The organism is Blastomonas sp. SL216 (genome assembly GCA_026625625.1).
Lineage (GTDB): Bacteria > Pseudomonadota > Alphaproteobacteria > Sphingomonadales > Sphingomonadaceae > Blastomonas.
Genome location: CP113055.1, coordinates 1945812 through 1965757 on the forward strand (window position 1 = coordinate 1945812; position 19946 = coordinate 1965757).

Sequence of the window (19946 nt, forward strand, 5' to 3'; positions counted from 1 at the left end):
GGTTGCCCGCTCAGAGCTTGCCGTCTGCGGCGAGCTTCATGAACGTATCGTCAAAGCGCAAGGTCACCCGCGCCGGATCGCCCAGCACCTTGCCGCCCGGAAAGGCCATGCCCACCGCATCGGCGCTGCTTGCGCCCTTGAACAGGCCCTTGGAGAAGCTGAAATCGCGCACCTGGGTCATCGTCGTGACCAGCCCGGGCGCCGTTGCGGCAGCGAGCGCCGCCTTGGGGTCGGCATAGAGGAAGGTGGTGGCGAGCTGGCTGTCGAACATGTCCGGTGTCGCACCCGAAAGCTTGGCCATCGCCGCGCGGGCGGCCTTGCCCTCCGCATCGTCGCGCTGCATCAGCGCCACCGTTTCGTACCAGATGCCCGCCAGCGCCTTGCCCAGATTGGGATTGGCTTTGAGCGTGGCGCTGTCGACCACCATCAGGTCCAGGATCTCGCCGGGAATATCGGCCGAGCTGAACACTTGGGTGACGCCAGGCTCCGCCTTCATCACCGACAATTGCGGGTTCCACGCCACCGCAGCGTTGACATCGGCCGCGCCAAAGGCGGCGACGATATCGGCATCGGACGTGTTGACGGTCTTGACGTCGGTCGACTTGAGCCCCGCCTTTTCGAGCCCGCGGGTCAGCAGATAATGCGATACCGACAGCTCGACCAGATAGACCTGCCGCCCCTTGATCGCAGCCAGGCTGTTTGCGCCCTTGAGCAGCACACCATCATTGCCGTTCGAATAATCGCCGATGATGATCGCGGTGGTGTCCTTGCCGCCCGCCGCAGGGATGGTCAGCGCATCCATGTTGGTGACGGTGACACCGTCGAACTTGCCGGCCGTGTACTGGTTGACCGACTCCACATAGTCGTTGACCTGCACGAAGTTGATCTTGATGCCGTATTTGTCGGCCCATTTCTTCACGATGCCGGCCTGTTGCGCATAGGGCCAGGGCATCCATCCCGCATAGATCGACCAGCCGATATTGAATTCGGTCTTGGGCTTGGCCTCTTCAGGGGATCCGGAACAGGCAGCCAGGGCCAGGGCCCCCATCATCGCCAGCAGGGTGGTCAGCCTGCGCAAAAGCTGTGTCATGATTCGATCCCCTTTCGCAGTGCAGCATCACCAGCGCGACAGGGCTTGTCCACCAAAAAATATTACGATGATGAAAAAGCGTAATAACAAGATTCCTGCGTGCCATCATTGTGGCAGGCACGGCCTCGCACCGATGGCGCCCCATCACCCGGCGAGATTGCGCTCGGAATTGTCGATAACATCGCCGTTTTATCCAGTCAGCGAATCACCCATGGCTGTGGCCAAATAGCGCCACCTCCCGATTCGTCATCACAAGCTCTGTGCATAGCAGCGCGCAAAGTCACTGGATCGCTTGCCGTTACGGCAGGCCGCAAAGCCGCATCAAACCGAAGATTTTTTGCGCTGCAGCACAACTTCATGTTCATACTGAGCAGGTGCAAAATTATTACGCTTGACGCATTAGGTAATATCCATACCGTATTGCCTATCGCTACAGATGTGGCGATCCAGACGTTCCATTTGACCAGAGCGAGGGTTCGTGGATCAGAAGCCGGCCTGCCAGGATATCCAGCAAGGCGCTGCGCACCGCGCAGGCGGCATGATCGACCATCGCTGCATTTCGATTTTCAGCCACGCAGGCACAACCGCCGCGCGACGTGCATTGGCACGCGTGCCGACAAGGCGGAGCCTGCGCGGTGGTTCAGGGAGAACAGGCCGGAAAACCGGCTATCAAGGTGTCGGCATGGCCAGAACACCAGGGGAGAAGGGTGTCATTTGAAGAAAGGCTCACCAAGAATTGGGGGTCTAAAAATGACGAGAGAACTGTTTCGCGCAACCTTGCTGGGCGCCACCATGTTGATGGGCGTCGGCACTGCGCCCGCTTTCGCGCAGGATGCCGCGAGCGATGCCGCGCAAGACACCGAGCAGGAAGGCGGCAGCAACGTCATCGTGGTGACCGCGACCCGCCGCGCTACCTCCATTCAGGATGTTCCGATCAACATCAGCGCGATCGGCGACGAGCAGCTTGCCCGCCAGCGCATCGACGACGTCCGCGACATTGCCGATTTCACCCCCGGCCTGACCATTTCGGACACCGGCCCCGGATCGACCGGCACCATCGTGATGCGCGGCCTCAATGCGTCGGATACCAGCGCGACCGGCGCTTCGTTCGACGATGCGCTCGGCCTGTATCTGGGCGAAGTGCCGCTCTATTATGATTTCAAGCTGCTCGACATCGCGCGTGTCGAGGTGCTGCTCGGCCCGCAAGGCACGCTCTACGGCCTCGGCACGCTGGCAGGGGCAATCCGCAACATCCCCAACCGGCCCAATCTCGACAGCTTCGAGGGCGAAGTGCATGGCCGCTTCTATGCCAAGGAGCGCAGCTCCAAGCTCGGCTATCAGCTCGACGGCGTGATCAACATCCCGATCATCAAGGACCATCTCGCCTTCCGCAGCTCGACCGGCTATTTCTACGACCCCGGCTTTATCGACTATACGCTGCTGCTGCAGAACCCGGGCACCTCGCTGCCCCAGCCCAATGGGCCGAACACGATCACCGCAGCCGGCTATGCCGCCAACCTGCGGCGCGAGAACGACGTCAACTTCGAAAAGACGATCAGCACCCGCAACCAGCTGCTCTATCAGGCCAGCGAGGACTTCAAGCTCAACATCACCTATGCCTATCAGCGCACCAAGACCGACGGCGGGCAGTATAACAGCGATTTCGTGTTCGGCACCGGACGCTATGAAAGCGCCTCACGCTTCCTGGAACCGGTCGACCGCCGCGCGCATCTGATCAGCGCAGAAATCAACGCGAATATCGGCAATATCTTCGATCTGGTCGCCACCACCGCGCATACCGATGTCAAGATCGAACGCACCGGCGACAATACCGACCTGCTGCTCGATCTCGATTATGGCTATGAATCCTTCCCGGCCTTTTCCAGCTTCAACGAGAGCACCAACCGCCGCAAGCAGTTCAACCAGGAAGTGCGCTTAGTCTCGCGCCATGGTGGACCGTTCAACTGGGTGCTCGGTGCGTTCTACAACCGCCGCACGCTGCAGAACGATTATCGCGAGCGCCTGCCCAACCACCCGTTCGTTGCCTTCGGCACGCTGCCCAATCCGCTCGAGCTCGAATATGTCTCGTTCAACCGGTCGCGGGTGACCGAACGTGCGGTGTTCGGCGAAGGCACATTCCGCATCACGCCCGAATGGCAGGTGACGGCTGGCGCGCGCTATTTCGGCTATCGCTCGGAAGTTGCGGGCCGTGCGGTGCTGCCGCTGCTCGGCGATCCGCTGAGCCCCTATGATCTGCCCTCGGCCGGCGGCGTCGCCAAGAAGAGCGGCTGGGTCTGGAAGTTCAACAGCTCGTACAACATCACGCCCGATGTCATGGTCTATGCGACCTATTCCAAGGGTTACCGCCTGGGCGGGCCGAACACGGTGGCGCCCTGCGTGCTGCCGCTCAACCCCAACCAGCAGAATGTCTGCGCGCTGCCCAATGAACAGCAATTCGGGCCGGACACGACCAAAAACCTTGAACTCGGTATCCGCACCGAATTGTTCGACAATATGCTGACGTTCAACTTCAACGTCTTCCAGATCAAGTGGAACGGCATCCAGGTCGCGTCCGCCACGGTCAACGGCGTGGTCGGCATCACCGTCAATGGCGGCACCGGCAAGTCCGAAGGCTTCGAGTCCTCGTTCCAGCTGCGCCCCTTCCCCCGTGTCAGCATACAGGGCAACTATGCCTATCTCGATGCGCGGCTGACCCAGGATGTGCCGGGGATCATCGCGGTCAACAGCCCGGCGGGTGTCTATCCCAGCCGCCCGATCCAGCTGGACGCCTTGTCGGGCGATCGCCTGCCGGGGTCTGCACGGAATACCGCTGCGCTGGGCGCAACCTATACCGCCCCGTTCATGGACGGGAATATCGTTGCCGACTGGACCGCAACCTATCGCGGCAATGTCGTGACCCGGCTGGGCTGGGAGCGCGCCTTTGGCGACAAGCTGCCCGGCTTCACCCAGCACCGCGCCTCCGTCTTCTATGAAACCGACAAGTACAGCATCGGTCTGTGGGCCAACAACATCTTCGACAAATATGCCGTGGCATCGGTGTCGAACGACCGCTCGCGCGTCGGGCTGAACGATGGGGTGCGGCTGCGCTATCTGCGCAACAACGTCATCAATCCGCGCACCCTGGGGCTGGAGGCGCGGTTCAAGTTCTGATCGCAGGCGTGGTGCGTGGGCCGGTTGGGCAAGGCCGGTCCCCGCCCATGCGGCACATGGCGCAGAGGGGCTTTGAGATGACAGCGGATCGCGGAAGCTTCAAAAAGCCGGCATCGGCAGCCTTGCTGTTTGCGCTTTGCCTCACCGCGGTTCCGTCGGTGACGGCCAAGACCGCCACGCCGCTGCCCCGGTTGTTTCCCGAACGCTGGATCGATGGCACGAACGGCGCAGAGCCGGTGGCGCAGGTCCAGGCGCTGGACGCCGATACCTTCGTCATCCGCCAGTCGATCGCAACCAATTTCGAGGCACCATTCCTCTACCTGCTCTTCGGCCGCGACAAGGCGCTGCTGATCGACACGGGCGCAGAAGGCGGCGTCATCCGCCCGGTGGTCGACCGGGTGATTGCCGACTGGCTGAAGGCGCATGACCGAAAGTCCATCCCGCTGGTGGTTGCGCACAGCCATGCGCATGGCGACCATATCGCGGGCGATGCGGCGTTTGCCGATCGGCCCGATACAACGCTGGTCGGCCTCAAGCCTGCAGAGGTCGCGCAATTCTTCGGCATCAAGCCCTGGCCCGGCGCGATAGCAAAGTTCGATCTGGGCCAGCGGCCGCTCAGCATCCTGGCCACGCCCGGTCATCAGGCCGCCGCGATGATGGTCTATGACCCCCGGCTCAGGATCCTGATCTCGGGCGACACGCTCTATCCCGGGCGGCTGTATGTCCCGGTCAATTTCCTGGCCGACAACCGCGCCAGCATTGACCGGCTCGCTGCCTTTGCGCGCACCCACCCGATCCGCGCCGTACTGGGCGCGCATATCGAGATGACGCGAACACCGGGGCGCGACTACGCGCATGAAGTGCTCGCCCATCCCGACGAACACCCGCTCGAGCTGCCCGCCGCTGCGATCGCCGAATTGCGCCAGGGGCTGAAGGCAAGGCTCGACACACCCGACCAGCCGCAGGTGCACGACCGCTTCATCATCTACCCGGTCCCGCCCCGTGCCGAGTGACCGCATAGATCATGTCTATGGGAACTATTGCCGATTGCCGTCTGGCGTGATGGGCCAGTTTTTACAACGCTCATACCGCTGCGAACCTCAACCATTCCGCATGCTTCGCCGCCTCTGGGCACCGCTGCGGAAACAGAACGCGAGTACAGACACATGACCGGAGTACGCGTCGGCAAGCGGATCATCGGCGGGCAATCGCCCGTCACCATCGGTTGGGAAAATGTTCCCAAGGTGGAAGGTGGCCCGTTCAAGCGGCTGTTCTTCAGCTGGTTCCAGCCCGCTGTCCTGTTTTCGATGATCCTGTTCTGGTATTATGCGCCCAACTCGATCGCCAAGGCATCGACCGCTATCGGTATCGGCATTGCCTTTCGCGCCTTCCTGCTGGCGCTGGAATGGGTCAACCCGCGCTACAAGAGCTGGGAGCTGACCTGGAAGGAATGCGTCACCGACCTGTTCTATGTCGGGCTGGGCTATACCATCCTCAATCTGGTCGACAATTTCCTGGGCAGCGAGGTCCTGATCGCCAATCTGCTCAGCACTTTCGATTGGGACAAGTTCGCATGGTTCACCGGCCTGCCGCTGCTGGCCCAGGCGTTCCTGATCCTGTTCATCTTCGATTTCGGCCAGTACTGGATGCACCGCGGCATGCACAACTGGTACCCGCTGTGGCTCACCCATTCGGTGCACCATTACATCACCCAGCTGAACATCAACAAGGGCGCGGTCGGCAACCCGGTCGAGCTTTTCCTGATCGGCCTGGGCATCGGCGGACTGTTCGATTTCCTGCCGCGCGCGGCGCTGCTGGCGGGCGCGATCGGCATGTCGATCGGCGTGTACCAGCATATCAACGTGCGCTTCAACACGCCTGCCTGGTGGCGCTTCCTGTTCAACACGACCGAGCATCACAGCCTGCACCATTCGCAGGATTTTGAAGCCACGCGCAGCAACTATGCGAGCAACTTCATCTTCATCGACCGCATCTTCGGCACCTGTGTGGATGGCGAGGCGGAATTGCTGGGCATGGAAGGCGGACGCCGCATGTCTATCCGCGAACAGATGACCTATCCGTTCACCGAGGGATGGAAGACGATGAAGGAGCGGTTCGGCAAGACCGAAACGACCCATGTGGTGCCGGCAGAATGAGCGGCCAGGCACCGACCATGCCGGGTGGTGATGCGCCTGCCATGGTGCCCGACAGCGATGGCCGCTCGTGGATGCGGCTGATCGACTGGATCTGGACCGTACGCGGCGACATCAATCTGCCCGAGGGCCTGAGCGCCGAACAGGCCTTCGCCCGGCTCGACCCGTTCTTCCACGAGCCCGGCACCCGGTTCGACCGGTCCGACGACAGCCTGACCTTCTCCAAGAAGGACCCGGTGGCGCAGGACAAGATGTCGATCTACGACACCGGCGTGCTGCGCATCGAGCGTGATGGTGGTGGCGCGGTGCTGCGGTACTGGATGACCAGCAAGTCGCTGCTTTTCTGCTTCCTCGCGCCCCTGCTGTTCGTCGCTTTCGGCCAATTGATCGTCGGCGTCGGCCTGCTGGCAGGCCCCGGGACCGAGCAGGCGGACAAGAAAAAGGACGAGAAGAAGAAGGACGAGGTCCGCCCGCTGCACTGGATCGACCAGGCGCTCGGCGCGCCCGAGCCGGAAAAGCCCAAAAAGGACGACAAGGACAAGAAGGAAGGCAAGAACCAGTTCTCGCCCACGTCCGCCTATGTCTTTGCCGGGCTGTTCGCGCTGCTCTACATCATCGGTCGCATTCTGGAGGACCGGTTGATCCGGCGCAGGTTCCAGCGCAGCCTGGCCGGGGGCTGATCCGGCGCGCCGACCGCTGCATGGTCCCGACATGATTGCCCAGCGCTCCGGCGCAGTCTAAGCCTCACGCCATGACGTCCGGAACCTATACGGCATGAGCAGGTGGCAATTCGACGCGCAGACCGATGACATCCGCCCGCTGATCAAGGCTGCACGCGCCGGTGGCCTGCGCCATGCCATCGCCACGCTGGTCGAAACATCGGGCCCTGCCCCGCGCGAGATCGGCGCGCAGATGCTGATCACCGAGACGCAGCATTGGGGTTATCTGTCCGGCGGCTGTATCGAGGCCGATGTTGCCCGGCATGCGCGCGAAGCCATGGCCGAGGGCACGCCCAGGCTATTGCGCTATGGTGAGGGCAGCCCGTGGATGGACATCCGCCTCGCCTGCGGCACCGGCATTTCGGTGCTGGTCGAACCGCTTGCGATCGACGAGCCTGCAATCGACACACTGCTCGCCGGGTTTGATGCGCGGCACCCGGTCATCTGGTCGAGCGATGGCCAGCATCGCGACGCAGGCAAGGCCGAATGCGCCACGCCCTTCCAGTGGGACGGCCTACACTATGTTCGCAGCTATGAGCCGGTGCTGAAGCTGGTCCTGATCGGCGAGGATGCAACCGCGCTGGCCTGCGCAACCCTGGGCCAGGACATGGGGATCGAGGTCATCCTCATCACGCCCAACGGCCCCGAGCAGCCGCCCTTCGATGGCATCGGCTATCACCGCAGCGCCGCCGCGACCGCGCTGGCGGCCACCGGGCTGGATCGCTGGACCGCGGTCGCGGTGCTGACGCATGATCGCGACGATGACGAGGCAGCGCTCGCGGCGGCGCTTGAATCGGATGCCTTTTATGTCGGCGCGATCGGCGCGCGCATCCGCCTGGAGCAGCGCTTCGGGCAGCTGCGCGCGCATGGTGTCAGCGAGGCACAGATGGCGCGGCTGCATGCGCCGATCGGGCTTCAGGGCTTTGGCAAGGCCCCGCGCGATATCGCGCTTTCGGTGGTGGCAGAGGTCGCGCGCGAATTCCACAGCCGCTCGGCCAGCGCCAGCCCGTCCGCATCGTCGATGTCCAGCACCGCCCCGATATCGTCGGTTTCCAGATAGGCGATATCGTCGCGCCTGCGCTTGAGCAGGTCGCCCGCGCCTGTATCGCCTTCCAGCGCCATCAGCATCGGTAGCGCTGCACGGGTGAAGGCCACCGGATGGCCGGGCCTGCCCTGCACTCTGGGCCGCGCAGCAAAGCCCGATGCCAGCGCGCGCTCTGCCAGCTCCGCGCACATATCGACCGGCACCAACGGCATGTCGCCCAGAAACAGGAACAACCCTGCGTCCGTATCAGGAAAGGCCGAGCAGCCCGCGCGGATCGACGCCGCCATGCCCTGATCCCAGTCCGCCGCCTCGATCATCCGACAGTCCAGCCCGGCGACCGCGCGTGCAATCTCGGCCGAGTGTGCCCCGGTCACAACAACCAGATCGTCAAAGCCGGCAGCCGCAACAGCCTCGAGCGTGCGCCGGATGAGCGGTTCGCCGGCGAGCGGTGCGAGCAGCTTGGCACCGCCGAAGCGGCGCCCCGCCCCCGCCGCCAGCACCAGCGCACGCCATCCGGTCAGCGGCATGGCGTGCGCTGCGTGCTCAGGCCTTGGCCTGGGTCAGGATAGGCAGCGTGCGGATGCGCTTTCCGGTCGCAGCGAACAGCGCATTGGCCAGCGCCGGTGTCGCCGGCGGAACGCCCGGTTCGCCGATGCCGCCAATCTTCGCACCGCTTTCGATGAAATGGACATCGACGGCGGGCGGCGCATCGGCCAGCTTGATCAGCGGATAATCGCTGAAATTGCTCTGCACCACCGCGCCCTTGTCGATGGTGATCGCCTCGCCAATGGCCGAGGACAGCCCCATGATCAGGCCGCCTGCAATCTGCGCTTCGGCATTCAAGGGGTTCACGGTCGTGCCGCAATCAACCACCGCCCAGGCTTTCAGCACCTTGGGGCTGCCATCTTCCTTGACCGTCGCCTCGATCACCTCGGCCACGATCGTGCCGAAGCTTTCGACAATGGCGATACCGCGTCCGACGCCCTCGGGCAGCGGGCTGCCCCAGCCCGAACGCTTGGCCACCATGTCGAGCACCGCGCGGTGGCGGGATCCTTCGGCCAGGTGCTTGCGGCGGAACTGATAGGGGTCTTCGCCCGCCGCCTTGGCCAGTTCGTCCATGAAGCTTTCGTTGTAAAAGCCGAACTGGGTCGAATTGACCGAGCGCCACGGCCCGTCATTCTGGTTGGACTGATATTTGAAATGGCGGCGCGACACGGCAGGCACGTCATAGATGAACGTGACTTCGCCCTCGGCGGTGTCGCTCTGCACATAATCGGCCTGCCACGCGCTGATCTTGCCGTCCTTGCCCAGAGCGCCCTTGAACTGGCTGGACGATTGCGCGCGATAGGTGCCGTGGCGGACCTCTTCCTCGCGGCTCCAGACCAGCTTGACCGGATAGGGCACCTGCTTCGCGAGCACCGCCACCTGATCGATGATCTCGGTCACGTTGGGGAAACGCCGCCCGAAGCCGCCGCCCATGATCATCGGGTTGAACACGACATCGTCGATGCCGAGCTCCGCCGCCTTGGCGGCACGGTCACGGGTGGTCAGCGGATCCTGCAGGCCGCCCCATAGCGTCAGCTTGCCATCGCGATAATGACCGGTCAGCGCGAACGGCTCCATCATCGCATGGTGGAGGAAGGGCACGCGGTAATCCGCGGTCACAACCTTGGCGCCCGGCGCACCGAAGGCGGCTGCGACATCGCCGTCGCCGGCTTCGCCCTCGGGCTCGCCGGTCTCGCGCAATTTCACCTGCGCGGCATGAATGGTCTCGCTCGTCAGGCTTCCATGGCCGCCGTCGGAGAATTTGGGGCTCAGCGCCTGCAGGCCCTTGAGCGCCTGCCAATAGCGCTTGGCGACGACGACGACCGCATCGTCGAGCTTCACCACCTTTTCGACGCCTGGCACTGCCAGCGCCGGCTTTTCGTCGACCGAAATCAGCTTGCCGCCGCGCACGGGCGCTGCCGCAATCGTGGCGACGCGCATGTCGGGCAGGATCAGGTCGATGCCGTATTTGGCGCTGCCATCCACCTTGGCGGGGATGTCGATGCGCGGCACCGGCTTGCCGATCAGCTTGAAATCCTTGCGCGTCTTGAGCTCGGGCGATCCGGTGAGCGAGCGCTCCGCCGCACCTGCCGCCAGTTCGCCATAGCGCAGCGATTTGCCCGATTTGGCGTGGATGACCTTGCTGTCCGCCGTGGTCAGTTCACTCGCCGGAACGCCCAGCCGGTCGGCGGCTTCCTCGATCAGCGCCAGGCGCACCGAGGCCCCCACCACGCGCATGCCCACCTGTCCGGTGAAGCGCACGGCAGACGAACCGCCGGTGATCTGCAGCGGCATCGAGCGTGCCAGCATGGCCATGACCGCATTGGGCAGCGCGTTGATCACGCCCGGCATGGACGAGTCACTCAGCAGGAAACCCCTGCCCAGTGCGGCATTGGCAAAGGCAAGGTCCGCCGGAGCCTGCTCGACCTTGACCTTGGACCAGTCCGCATCGAGCTCGTCCGCCAGCATCTGCCCCATCGCGGTGTGTGTGCCCTGGCCGAAATCGATATGCGGGGAGTAGACCGTGACGGTGTCGTCCTCGGCGATCTTCATCCAGCTGAGGAAATTATGGTCGTTGCCGGTTTCGGTCAGCGCCTTGGCGCGCGCATTGGCCGATCGATCCGACCAGTAGACGCCGAACACGCCGCCGCCGACCAGCAGCGCGCTGCCCACCAGAAACGCACGGCGCACGATGCCGCGCTTCTTCTTGGCCGGAGCGGGAGGAACCATGGTGTCCATGTCGGGATTGGGATTGTCTGCCATCATGCCTCTCCCTGAACCGGAGCAGTCGCGGCGGCGGCCTTACCGGTCGCAGCCAAGATCGCCTTGCGGATGCGCGGATAGGTGCCGCAGCGGCAGATATTGGTCATAGCCTCGTCGACCTGCTCGTCGCTGGGGCTGCCGGTGCGCTCGATCAAGGCCACCGCCGCCATGATCTGGCCCGACTGGCAATAGCCGCATTGCGGCACCTGCGCCTCAATCCACGCCTGCTGCACCGCATGCAGCGTGCCATCCGCGCCCTTGAGCCCTTCGATCGTGGTGACCGACTTGCCAGCCATGTCGGCCAGCGGGACGCTGCACGAGCGGGTGATCTCGCCATCGACATGCACCGAGCACGCCCCGCAGGCTGCGATGCCGCAGCCAAATTTGGTGCCGGTCAGCTCCAGTTCCTCGCGCAGCACCCAGAGCAGCGGCGTGTCAGCCTCTGCCTCGACGCTGACCGGTTTGCCATTCACCTTGAAGTCGATCGCCACCGCGTGCTCCCCCGATTATTTCACCCATGTTGCATAGCAGCAAGGTGCTGCCAACGCCAAGCGAAACGCGCGGGAAACAGGGCTGTTTGCAGCGATTATGTCAGGGAATTCTGGTTTTGCCGTCCGCAGTCAGCTCAACCAGCCCCATGTCATTTCCGGCAGGGTCGATAAACAACGCCAGCACCACCACGCCCGGCACTTCGAAACGCGGCGCGACGACCTTGCCGCCCTGCGCGACGATCTCGGTCAAGGTCGCGTTGATGTCGGGCACGCCGACATAGATCACCTTCTGCGCAGGGTCGGTGCGCAATGTCCCGGGAAGCACCGGACCGCTGACCGGAACCGCAACAACGCCACCGGGGCCAGCCGTCCAGCCGAATATCTTCTCGTAGAACGCTGCCTGACCTGCATCGGCAGGACCGGCGATATCGAAATAGACAATGGGTGCAGGCATGGACTTGCGAGCCCCCTGTGCGGCCCCGCTACCCGGCAGGGAGATGGCAGCCAGGACGACCAGGGCCGGGATATGCAGGCGGGCAGATATGATGTTCATAAGGCGATCTCCTTGAGCGGAACTCTTGCCAGGCTCTGCGCTGGGCGGCTTGGAAAAATCGGCAAATCCTATCGCGGGGCCATGGTCGGTGCGCTGGTCAGCCCTTCAGCCTCGCGCCGCCGCTGATAGCTGCTGGGCGGCATGCCGGCGAGCAGGCGGAATTCGCGCGCCATATGCGCCTGATCGGCAAAGCCGAACGCGGCTGCGGTTTCCGCCAGGGTCTGGCTGGCCCGCTGAAAGCCCGGCGCCTGCAGTACGGCAGACAGCCGGTGCAGCCGCAGCCAGTATTTGGGCGAACAGCCGATCGCCTCGGCAAAATGGCGGCGCGTGTCCCGATCGCTCAACCCCAGCGCCGCGCCGAGCTGACCGGCGCGCCACGGCTCGTTCGGCAGGACCTGACCGGCGCACACCACCGGGTGCGGCAGACGGTCGGCCAGCCAGGCTTCGAGCAGGCCGATCCGCATGGCGGCGTCCTGCGCCTCGCCCAGCCGGTCGCGCAGGCTGTGGAATGCAGCGCCGAACACGGCTTCGGCCAGGATGGGCGGCTGTCCGTCGCCCACCGGCAGCGGCCCCAGCAGCCAGGTGGCCGCTTCCGGATGCAACCGCGCCGCGACAAAGCAGGTTTCACCCAGCGAACGCGAAAATCTGGGCCCGGTCTGGATGGGCGTGATCCAGCCGTGCCTGAACACGGTGCCCTGCCCGCCCGCGCTCCAGACATGGCCATCGCCCAGGCTGATCACGAGTTCGACATAGGGCTTGGGGATGGCCGCCGCCTCGCCCATCAGATGCCCCTCAAGGTGCCAAAAGGTCTTTACCGCCCATGCGAGCGCTGCAGCCGGTTTTCGCTCTAGATACGAGACCATCGGGCGATACCCCCTCGCCTTGCAGCTTGCCATCCGGTGCATCGGCGTCAAGCGCCAGGATTCGGGGCGCGTGCGGACGTGATGCATCCACACCCTAGCTGGTGCGGCGGGGCTGGGAAGCAGTGCGCGTGCCACGTCGGCATCCGAATCGCCAATACAGGCCGACGCCAGAGCCGGTTTCGCACTCCCTGTCCAACTGTCCAAAAAAATTTACACCATCCGACCATCCTCGAATTGGGGTGATTTTTTGCCGCTCCAAGGCATCGACCGGCCCATGGCTTGCAGGATCATGCCGAGATCATCGGGAAATTCCGGCACTCCCCCATATTTGGGGGATGCAAACGAATTCAAAGATTTGGGTGCGGTGATGGACCGGACCGGCGGCCGCACAAGGCGCAATCAAGGCGGCTCATCAGGCGCAGCGATGCAAGACCAATCCCAGGCGGAAGGGGATCAGGTTAATAAACGTGGTGGATCGGCATAGTAACCGGCGCGGTAACTGCCATTAACCCTTGCTTATCCATTGCACGCATAACCCCTGTCAGCCGGGCTGGACAGCTCGGGGCTTGAGGGGGCTTTTATGCTTAAAGATTTCTACGCTCATTATCCAATTCGCAAGAAATTCGACATAATCCTCGGGGTGTTGATGGCCATCACGGCTATCCCCGTGGTGCTCAGTGCGATCGATCTGGTCGGTGGAAAGCCCGGGAGTTTGGGGGAATTCCTGGCGGAACTGGCCGTAATGGCGTCGGTGGGGGCATTTGTGTTGTACGCGAAAAAGGCTGTTTGCGATCCTTATGTGAGCACGGTCGTCCGCATGGAAGGCCTGGCCGCTGGCGATCTTGCCAGCCCGATGGCCTATACCCATCACAATGACTGCGTCGGCCGCATGAACAAGGCGATGCTGGTGTTCAAGGACAACGCGGCCGAACGCGTGCGCGCCGATGCCGTGCTGCGCACCGTGGTGTCCGAAATCACCTCAGGCCTGCAGCAGATGAAGAATGGCAACCTGACCTTCTCGATCGACCAGCCCTTTGATGCGGAATATGACTCGCTGCGGCAGAATTTCAACGAAACGATGGGGCAGCTGTGCCAGCTGCTCACCCAGACATCCAGCGCGGCGGCCAATGTGCTGACCGGCGCATCGGAAATCCGTTCGGCGTCCGATGATCTCGCCCAGCGCACCGAGCAGCAGGCCGCGAGCCTGGAAGAAAGCGCCGCCGCCATGCGCGAAGTCACCGGCATGGTGCAGCAGACTGCACAGAACGCCTCTGAAGTCGGCAAGCAGGTCAGCGAAGCGCATCATGCCGCCACCGATGGCGGCCAGGTCGTGCGCCGCGCGGTGAACGCGATGGACGTCATCCAGAAATCTTCGGGTGAAATCACCAATATCATCGACGTCATCGATGGCATTGCCTTCCAGACCAACCTGCTGGCGCTGAATGCCGGGGTCGAGGCCGCGCGCGCCGGTGATGCTGGCAAGGGTTTTGCTGTGGTCGCCAACGAGGTGCGGGCGCTGGCCCAGCGGTCGGCCGATGCCGCCAAGGATATCAAGGAACTGATCACCGCCTCGACCGCAGGCGTGTCGGATGGTGTGGCCTTGGTTGACGAGACCGGTTCGGTGCTGCTGCAGATCAGTGACCGCGTAGCCGCGATCAATACCCGCATTTCCGAAATCTCGTCGTCCGCCCAGAACCAGGCGCTGCGCCTGCAGCAGGTCAACCTGGCGGTCAACGAGATGGACAAGATGACGCAGCAGAATGCCGCGATGGTCGAGGAATCGAACGCAGCTGCACGCAGCCTGGCAGAAGAGGCCACCGACCTGTCGCAGGTCGTCCAGCGCTTCCAGACCGGCCAGGCGTCGCGCGCTGCTCCAGCCGCCAAAACGCCGCGCCGCGCACCGACAAAACGTGTTCCCATGGTTTCCGGAAACCTCGCGTTAAAGGAATCAGAGGAAGACTGGTCGGAATTCTGAGTTAGAAGGAGAACAGGGTGATGCATCACATGACACTGCCCAGCCGTTGCGATCGCGCCAGCGCGATCGCCATGCACGGCGAACTGCGCGATCAGCTGCGGGCAGGACCGGTGACCATCGACGGATCGGACGTCACGCAACTTGGCCAGGCCATGCTGCAGCTGCTGCTGAGCGCGCGCCAGACCGCCAACCGTAACGGCCAGTCGCTGACCGTCACCCTGTCCGAGAAAATGCGCGCAACGCTGACCAATGTCGGGGCCGACCCGGACATGCTGAGCGGAAATGGGATGCCGTCATGACCAACGAGGAAATCCGTACCATCTTCTTCGCCGAGTGCGAGGAAGCGCTGGCCTCCGCCGAACGGGCGCTGACCATCTGCCGCAGCCAGCCCGACAATATGGACGCGGTGAACGACGTCTTCCGCTCGGTCCACTCGATCAAGGGTGGCGCGGGCGCGTTCGGTTATACCGCGCTGCAGGTCTATACCCACGGTTTCGAGACGCTGCTTTCGGACGTGCGCGACGGCATCCTGCCGATGACCGAGGACCTGCTGTCGCTGCTGCTGCGCGCGCTCGACCTGCTCGGCGACCATGTCGCCCGCGCGCTGGAGGGCAGCGAAGCCCCCGATGACAGCGCCATGATCGCCCAGCTTGCCGCTGCGCAGCAAGGTGGTGGCGCTGCCGCGCCCGCCGAGGCTGCCGCTGCGCCTGCCCCGGTTGAAGCCGCGCCGGAGCCCGTCGCCGAAGTGGTGCCCGAAGCACCGGTCGCCGCCGAAACGTCGTCGGATGTGGACGATCTGCTCTCGTTCGATCTCGACGCGATGCTCAACGACATCGCCACCGATATTGCCCCTGCCAAGCCCGCCTGGCGCGTGAGCATGAAGCCGCAGGCCAGCGCGATGCTGAACGGCGGCGAACCGCTGCTGCTGCTGCGCGAAGTGCGTGCGCTGGGCGAAGGCACCGTGCGCCTGGATACGAGCGCCCTGCCCGATCTGGACAGCTTCGACCCGGCTGGTGCCTATCTCGCCTGGGACGTCACGCTGCCCGGCGAGGTCGAGCGCGACGCGATCGAGGACGTGTTCGGCTTTTCCGGCGACGATCTGGATGTTGCCATCGATTCGGGCGGGGTCGAGCCTGCCAAGGTCGAAGCCGAGCCCGCGCCTGCTGCGGTTGAGCCTGCGCCTGAAGCGCCGGTTGCAGTGGAAACCCCGGCCCCTGCTCCCGTCGCAGCGCCTGCTCCGGTCGCCGCGCCTGAGCCGGTTGCTGCACCTGCGCCGGTACCCGCTCCCGTCGCTGCAGCACCGGCGCCGGAGCCGGTCGCCGCTGCCCCGGTTGCCGAAGCAGCAGCGCCCGCCGAAGCCGCCGCACCTGCGGACAAGGCCGACAGCGCTGCAGCCAAGCCCGCGCTCGTCTCGTCGCAGGCCGCACCCGCCGCGCCGGTTTCGCAGTCGGTGCGTATCGACCTGCGCAAGCTTGACCAGCTGATCGACACCGTCGGCGAAATGATGATCGCCCAGGCGATGCTCGGCCAGCAGCTTTCGATGCACGGTCTGCGCAACAGCAGCGAACTGGCGATGCTCGAATCGCTGACCCGTGATGTGCAGGAACGCGCGATGGCGATCCGCGCTCAGCCGATCAGCACCGTGTTCAGCCGCGTTCCGCGCCTGCTGCGCGACCTGCAGGCGAGCACCGGCAAGACGATCAACCTGGAAGTGTCGGGTGAAACCACCGAAATCGACAAGACGATCATCGAGCGTCTGGGCGATCCGCTCACCCATCTCATCCGCAACGCTGCCGACCATGGCATCGAAGACGCCGCGACGCGCGTGGCCAATGGCAAGGTGCCCGAAGGCACGCTGAAGCTGTCCGCCGAACAGCGTTCGGGCCGCATCCTCATCCGCATCGAGGACGATGGCCGCGGTATCGATCAGGCACGCGTCCTCAAGAAGGCGGTTGAAAAGGGCCTTGTCGCCCCCGATGCCAACCTGTCCCCGGACGAGATCAACAACCTGATCTTCGCCCCCGGATTCTCCACCGCCGAGACCGTGTCCAGCATTTCGGGACGCGGCGTCGGCATGGATGTGGTGCGCCAGAACGTGAAGGATCTGGGTGGCCGCATCACCGTCAAGACCGAACCGGGCGCCGGCACCAGCTTCATCCTGACCCTGCCGCTGACGCTCGCCATCGCCGATGGCATGACCGTCACCGTCGGTTCGCAGACCCTGGTCCTGCCGCTGTCGCACATCGTCGAGAACCTGCGTCCCGGCGAAGGCGAGATCCACCGTCTGGGCAATGGCCGCCTGATGCTCAAGGCGCGCGACCGGTTCATTCCGGTGGTCAATATCGCCCGTGCGCTCGATCTGGATGGCGAGATCAACGATCCGACCGAGGCCGTGCTGATCATCGTCGATACCGAACTGGCCGGGCAGGCCGCACTGCTGGTCGATTCGATCGTCGATCAGCGCCAGATCGTCATCAAGAGCCTGAACGCCAATTATCGCTCGGTCGAATGCGTGGCCGGGGCAACCATCCTGGGCGACGGCCGCGTCGCGCTGATCGTTGACGTCGATGGCCTGGTCGTCGCCGAAGCCGGTTCGCAGAGCTATCGGGAGGTTGCGTGACCGCGCAGGCGCTCGCTTTTGAAACGCTGCCGGGTATCAGCCGGGCCGTCTACTCGCCGGAGGATTTCGCCACGGTGCAGCGGCTCGCGCATGATACCGCGGGTATCGTGCTGGTGCCGGCCAAGTCGATGCTGGTCTATTCGCGCCTGGCCCCGCTGGTGCGCGAATCGCGCTTCACCACCTTTGCCGATTACCTTTCGTCGCTGAAGGGCAATGAGGAGGAGCTGCGCCGCGTCATCTGTGCGCTGACCACCAACCACACCTATTTCTTCCGCGAAGACCATCATTTCGACCATCTGGGCGACGTGGTGGCACCCGATCTGATCGCCAAGGCACGCAAGGGCCAGCCGGTGCGGATCTGGTCGGCGGGCTGTTCCAGCGGCGAGGAAACCTGGTCGATCGTCACCACGCTGCTGGGTGAAGACCCGCGCATGGCCGCGACGCTGGCGGGCACCGACCTGCGCATCCTGGCGACCGATCTGGACGACAACGTGCTGAACACCGCGCGCGCGGCGAGCTATTCGACCGAGAATATCTCGGCCATGCCCGCAGAATTGCGCCGGTTGTGGACCCAGGCCAGCGGCGCGACCACGACGATCAACCCCCAGGTGCGCAATCTGGTGAGCTTCAACCGGCTCAACCTGCTGCACGACTGGCCGATGAAGCGGCGCTTCGACGTGATCTTCTGCCGCAACGTCATGATCTATTTCGACCAGCCGACCAAGGAACGTCTGGTCGCCCGCTTTGCCGACCAGCTTCTGCCGGGCGGTCATCTGTACATCGGTCACAGCGAGCGCGTGATCGGTCCCGCTGCGGCCCGGCTTACGCAAATCGGTAAGACTATTTACCTTAAGGAGGGCGCATGACCATTCGTGTCCTGATCGTCGATGATTCTCCCACCATGCGTGCCCTGCTGGTCGAGGCCCTGCGCCCGTCAGCGGACATCCAGGTCGTGGGTACGGCGGTCGATGCGCGCGAGGCGCGCAGCATGATCAAGGCGCTGAACCCCGATGTCGTCACGCTCGACATCGAAATGCCGGGAATGAGCGGACTGGAATTCCTCGAAAAGCTGATGACGCTGCGCCCGACGCCGGTCGTCATCGTCTCGGGCCTTGCTGAAAGCGGCTCCGCGATGACCGCGCGCGCGCTCGAAATCGGGGCGGTGGAATGCTATGCCAAGCCGACCGGCGCGGCAGGCAATATTCTGGTATCCGACCAGGGCCGCCTCGCCGAAATGATCCGCAATGCGGCGCAAGCCAAGGTGCAGGCGCATGACCGCGTCCGCCCCACCGCAGCGCCGCGCCAGTCGATGGGATCGGCCCAGACCCGGCTGATCGCGATCGGTGCCTCGACCGGCGGCGTGGAAGCGCTGCACGTGCTGCTCAGCCAGTTCCCGGCCGATTGCCCGCCGACCATGGTGGTCCAGCATATCAACGGCGCCTTTGCCGAAGCCGTCGCCCGTCGCCTCGATTCGGTCTGCGCACCCAAGGTGATGATCGCCGAACCGGACCTGCCGGTGCGCGCCGGACATGTCTATATCGCACCGGGCACCGAACGGCATCTGGAGGTGCGCGGCAGCGGGTCGATGGGCATGTATGTCCGTGCACGTCCCGGCCCCAAGGTCAGCGGCCATCGCCCCAGCGTCGATGTGCTGTTCCATTCGGTCGCGGAAAATCTGGGTGCAGACGCCATCGGCATCCAGCTCACCGGCATGGGCAATGATGGCGCGCACGGCCTGCTCGCCATGGCCGAAAGCGGTGCGATGACGATCGCGCAGGACGAGGCGACCTCGGTCGTGTTCGGCATGCCCGGTGCCGCCATTGCGCTGGGGGCAGCGAGCGTCGTCGCCCCGATCCACCGCATCGCGCAGGTCGCCTTCGGAGGTGTCGTGTCATGCTGATGGAAACCATCGACTTTTCCAAGCACAAGCGCGTCCGCCTGATGGTGATGCAGGGCCAGGCCCGTGTCAGCGGCGATCCGCGCCTGGAACTGACCACCGTGCTGGGCAGCTGCATCGCCTGCTGCCTGTACGATGCGTCGAACAATATCGGCGGGATGAACCATTTCCTGCTTGCCAGCCCCGGCAATGATGACGGGCTGGACGAACATTATGGCGTGTACCTGATGGAAGTGCTGATCAACGAGATGCTGGCTTATGGCGCCGATCGCCGCATGCTGCGCGCGCATCTCTATGGCGGCGCGACCATGTCCAGCGGGATGAGCTGGATCGGCACCGCCAACGGTGAATTTGCAACGTCGTTCCTCAAGGCGGAGGGGATCCCGTTGGTCAGTCAGTCGGTGGGTGGGCCGTCCGCCCGCCGCGTCGATTTCCGCCCGTATCACGGCCAGGCGCGTTGCCGCATCGTCGACAACTCCCAGGCTCCCAAAGACCTGCCCACACCCAAGCTTCGTGAAGACCACGGCGATATTGAGCTGTTCTGAGAAAAGGACCCCGAAG

At 64.1% G+C, this 19946-nt stretch carries 16 protein-coding genes and 1 pseudogene; 11 read left to right on the plus strand and 6 right to left on the minus strand.

The features are described from left to right. Positions 1 to 10: 10 nt before the first annotated feature. A complete protein-coding gene (locus OU999_09110) occupies positions 11 to 1090 on the minus strand; it encodes a putative urea ABC transporter substrate-binding protein (protein WAC21935.1) in 1080 nt (359 codons plus the stop codon). A 750-nt stretch (positions 1091 to 1840) separates the two neighbouring features. Here OU999_09110 and OU999_09115 point away from each other — a divergent pair. From OU999_09115 to OU999_09135, 5 genes are all read left to right on the plus strand, one after another. Next, positions 1841 to 4261 carry a TonB-dependent receptor gene (locus tag OU999_09115; GenBank protein WAC21936.1) on the plus strand — a complete coding sequence of 807 codons (2421 nt, stop codon included), beginning with the start codon at positions 1841 to 1843 and terminating at the stop codon, positions 4259 to 4261. Positions 4262 to 4338: 77 nt separating this feature from the next. Continuing rightward, positions 4339 to 5274 (plus strand): MBL fold metallo-hydrolase, encoded by a 936-nt coding sequence (locus OU999_09120; GenBank protein WAC21937.1) that lies wholly within the window; start codon positions 4339 to 4341, stop codon positions 5272 to 5274. A gap of 153 nt (positions 5275 to 5427) precedes the next feature. Then, positions 5428 to 6417 carry a sterol desaturase family protein gene (locus OU999_09125; GenBank protein ID WAC21938.1) on the plus strand — a complete coding sequence of 330 codons (990 nt, stop codon included), beginning with the start codon at positions 5428 to 5430 and terminating at the stop codon, positions 6415 to 6417. Between the two features lie 71 nt (positions 6418 to 6488). After that, a complete protein-coding gene (locus OU999_09130; protein ID WAC25393.1) occupies positions 6489 to 7094 on the plus strand; it encodes a hypothetical protein in 606 nt (201 codons plus the stop codon). Between the two features lie 94 nt (positions 7095 to 7188). Beyond that, a complete protein-coding gene (locus OU999_09135; protein WAC21939.1) occupies positions 7189 to 8193 on the plus strand; it encodes an XdhC family protein in 1005 nt (334 codons plus the stop codon). Positions 8194 to 8219: 26 nt separating this feature from the next. Here OU999_09135 and OU999_09140 read toward each other — a convergent pair. From OU999_09140 to OU999_09160, 5 genes and pseudogenes are all read right to left on the minus strand, one after another. Beyond that, positions 8220 to 8705 (minus strand): annotated as a pseudogene (locus OU999_09140) (nucleotidyltransferase family protein). 16 nt (positions 8706 to 8721) lie between these two features. Beyond that, the gene (locus OU999_09145) at positions 8722 to 10989 is read right to left on the minus strand and encodes a molybdopterin-dependent oxidoreductase (GenBank protein WAC21940.1); all 2268 of its coding nucleotides are present in this window, start codon (positions 10987 to 10989) and stop codon (positions 8722 to 8724) included. After that, positions 10986 to 11471, minus strand: a complete 486-nt coding sequence (locus tag OU999_09150) for a (2Fe-2S)-binding protein (protein ID WAC25394.1) — start codon at positions 11469 to 11471, stop codon at positions 10986 to 10988. The genes OU999_09145 and OU999_09150 overlap by 4 nt, the downstream gene beginning before the upstream one ends. A gap of 106 nt (positions 11472 to 11577) precedes the next feature. Continuing rightward, positions 11578 to 12030 carry a hypothetical protein gene (locus tag OU999_09155; protein WAC21941.1) on the minus strand — a complete coding sequence of 151 codons (453 nt, stop codon included), beginning with the start codon at positions 12028 to 12030 and terminating at the stop codon, positions 11578 to 11580. 68 nt (positions 12031 to 12098) lie between these two features. After that, positions 12099 to 12812 (minus strand): helix-turn-helix domain-containing protein, encoded by a 714-nt coding sequence (locus OU999_09160; protein WAC21942.1) that lies wholly within the window; start codon positions 12810 to 12812, stop codon positions 12099 to 12101. 727 nt (positions 12813 to 13539) lie between these two features. Between OU999_09160 and OU999_09165 the strand changes: the two genes are divergently transcribed. The 6 genes from OU999_09165 to OU999_09190 are packed head-to-tail and all read left to right on the plus strand — an operon-like array spanning position 13540 to position 19930. Beyond that, positions 13540 to 14868 carry a methyl-accepting chemotaxis protein gene (locus OU999_09165; GenBank protein ID WAC21943.1) on the plus strand — a complete coding sequence of 443 codons (1329 nt, stop codon included), beginning with the start codon at positions 13540 to 13542 and terminating at the stop codon, positions 14866 to 14868. 20 nt (positions 14869 to 14888) lie between these two features. Next, positions 14889 to 15167 (plus strand): STAS domain-containing protein, encoded by a 279-nt coding sequence (locus OU999_09170; protein WAC21944.1) that lies wholly within the window; start codon positions 14889 to 14891, stop codon positions 15165 to 15167. After that, the gene (locus OU999_09175) at positions 15164 to 17488 is read left to right on the plus strand and encodes a chemotaxis protein CheA (protein ID WAC21945.1); all 2325 of its coding nucleotides are present in this window, start codon (positions 15164 to 15166) and stop codon (positions 17486 to 17488) included. Before OU999_09170 ends, OU999_09175 begins: the two co-directional genes overlap by 4 nt. Then, positions 17485 to 18354 (plus strand): protein-glutamate O-methyltransferase CheR, encoded by an 870-nt coding sequence (locus OU999_09180; GenBank protein ID WAC21946.1) that lies wholly within the window; start codon positions 17485 to 17487, stop codon positions 18352 to 18354. Before OU999_09175 ends, OU999_09180 begins: the two co-directional genes overlap by 4 nt. Then, positions 18351 to 19388, plus strand: coding sequence for a chemotaxis response regulator protein-glutamate methylesterase (locus tag OU999_09185; GenBank protein WAC21947.1), 1038 nt, complete (start codon positions 18351 to 18353; stop codon positions 19386 to 19388). Before OU999_09180 ends, OU999_09185 begins: the two co-directional genes overlap by 4 nt. After that, the gene (locus OU999_09190; GenBank protein WAC25395.1) at positions 19388 to 19930 is read left to right on the plus strand and encodes a chemotaxis protein CheD; all 543 of its coding nucleotides are present in this window, start codon (positions 19388 to 19390) and stop codon (positions 19928 to 19930) included. Before OU999_09185 ends, OU999_09190 begins: the two co-directional genes overlap by 1 nt. Positions 19931 to 19946: the final 16 nt, after the last annotated feature.

Coding starts and splice junctions, on each gene's coding strand:
- OU999_09165 (WAC21943.1), top strand. CDS start 13,540: ATGGCCATCACGGCTATCCCCGTGGTGCTCAGTGCGATCGATCTGGTC.
- OU999_09110 (WAC21935.1), bottom strand. CDS start 1,090: ATGACACAGCTTTTGCGCAGGCTGACCACCCTGCTGGCGATGATGGGG.
- OU999_09125 (WAC21938.1), top strand. CDS start 5,428: ATGACCGGAGTACGCGTCGGCAAGCGGATCATCGGCGGGCAATCGCCC.
- OU999_09135 (WAC21939.1), top strand. CDS start 7,189: ATGAGCAGGTGGCAATTCGACGCGCAGACCGATGACATCCGCCCGCTG.
- OU999_09155 (WAC21941.1), bottom strand. CDS start 12,030: ATGAACATCATATCTGCCCGCCTGCATATCCCGGCCCTGGTCGTCCTG.
- OU999_09160 (WAC21942.1), bottom strand. CDS start 12,812: ATGGGCGAGGCGGCGGCCATCCCCAAGCCCTATGTCGAACTCGTGATC.
- OU999_09190 (WAC25395.1), top strand. CDS start 19,388: ATGGAAACCATCGACTTTTCCAAGCACAAGCGCGTCCGCCTGATGGTG.
- OU999_09185 (WAC21947.1), top strand. CDS start 18,351: ATGACCATTCGTGTCCTGATCGTCGATGATTCTCCCACCATGCGTGCC.
- OU999_09145 (WAC21940.1), bottom strand. CDS start 10,989: ATGATGGCAGACAATCCCAATCCCGACATGGACACCATGGTTCCTCCC.
- OU999_09170 (WAC21944.1), top strand. CDS start 14,889: ATGCATCACATGACACTGCCCAGCCGTTGCGATCGCGCCAGCGCGATC.
- OU999_09175 (WAC21945.1), top strand. CDS start 15,164: ATGACCAACGAGGAAATCCGTACCATCTTCTTCGCCGAGTGCGAGGAA.
- OU999_09130 (WAC25393.1), top strand. CDS start 6,489: ATGCGGCTGATCGACTGGATCTGGACCGTACGCGGCGACATCAATCTG.
- OU999_09115 (WAC21936.1), top strand. CDS start 1,841: ATGACGAGAGAACTGTTTCGCGCAACCTTGCTGGGCGCCACCATGTTG.
- OU999_09120 (WAC21937.1), top strand. CDS start 4,339: ATGACAGCGGATCGCGGAAGCTTCAAAAAGCCGGCATCGGCAGCCTTG.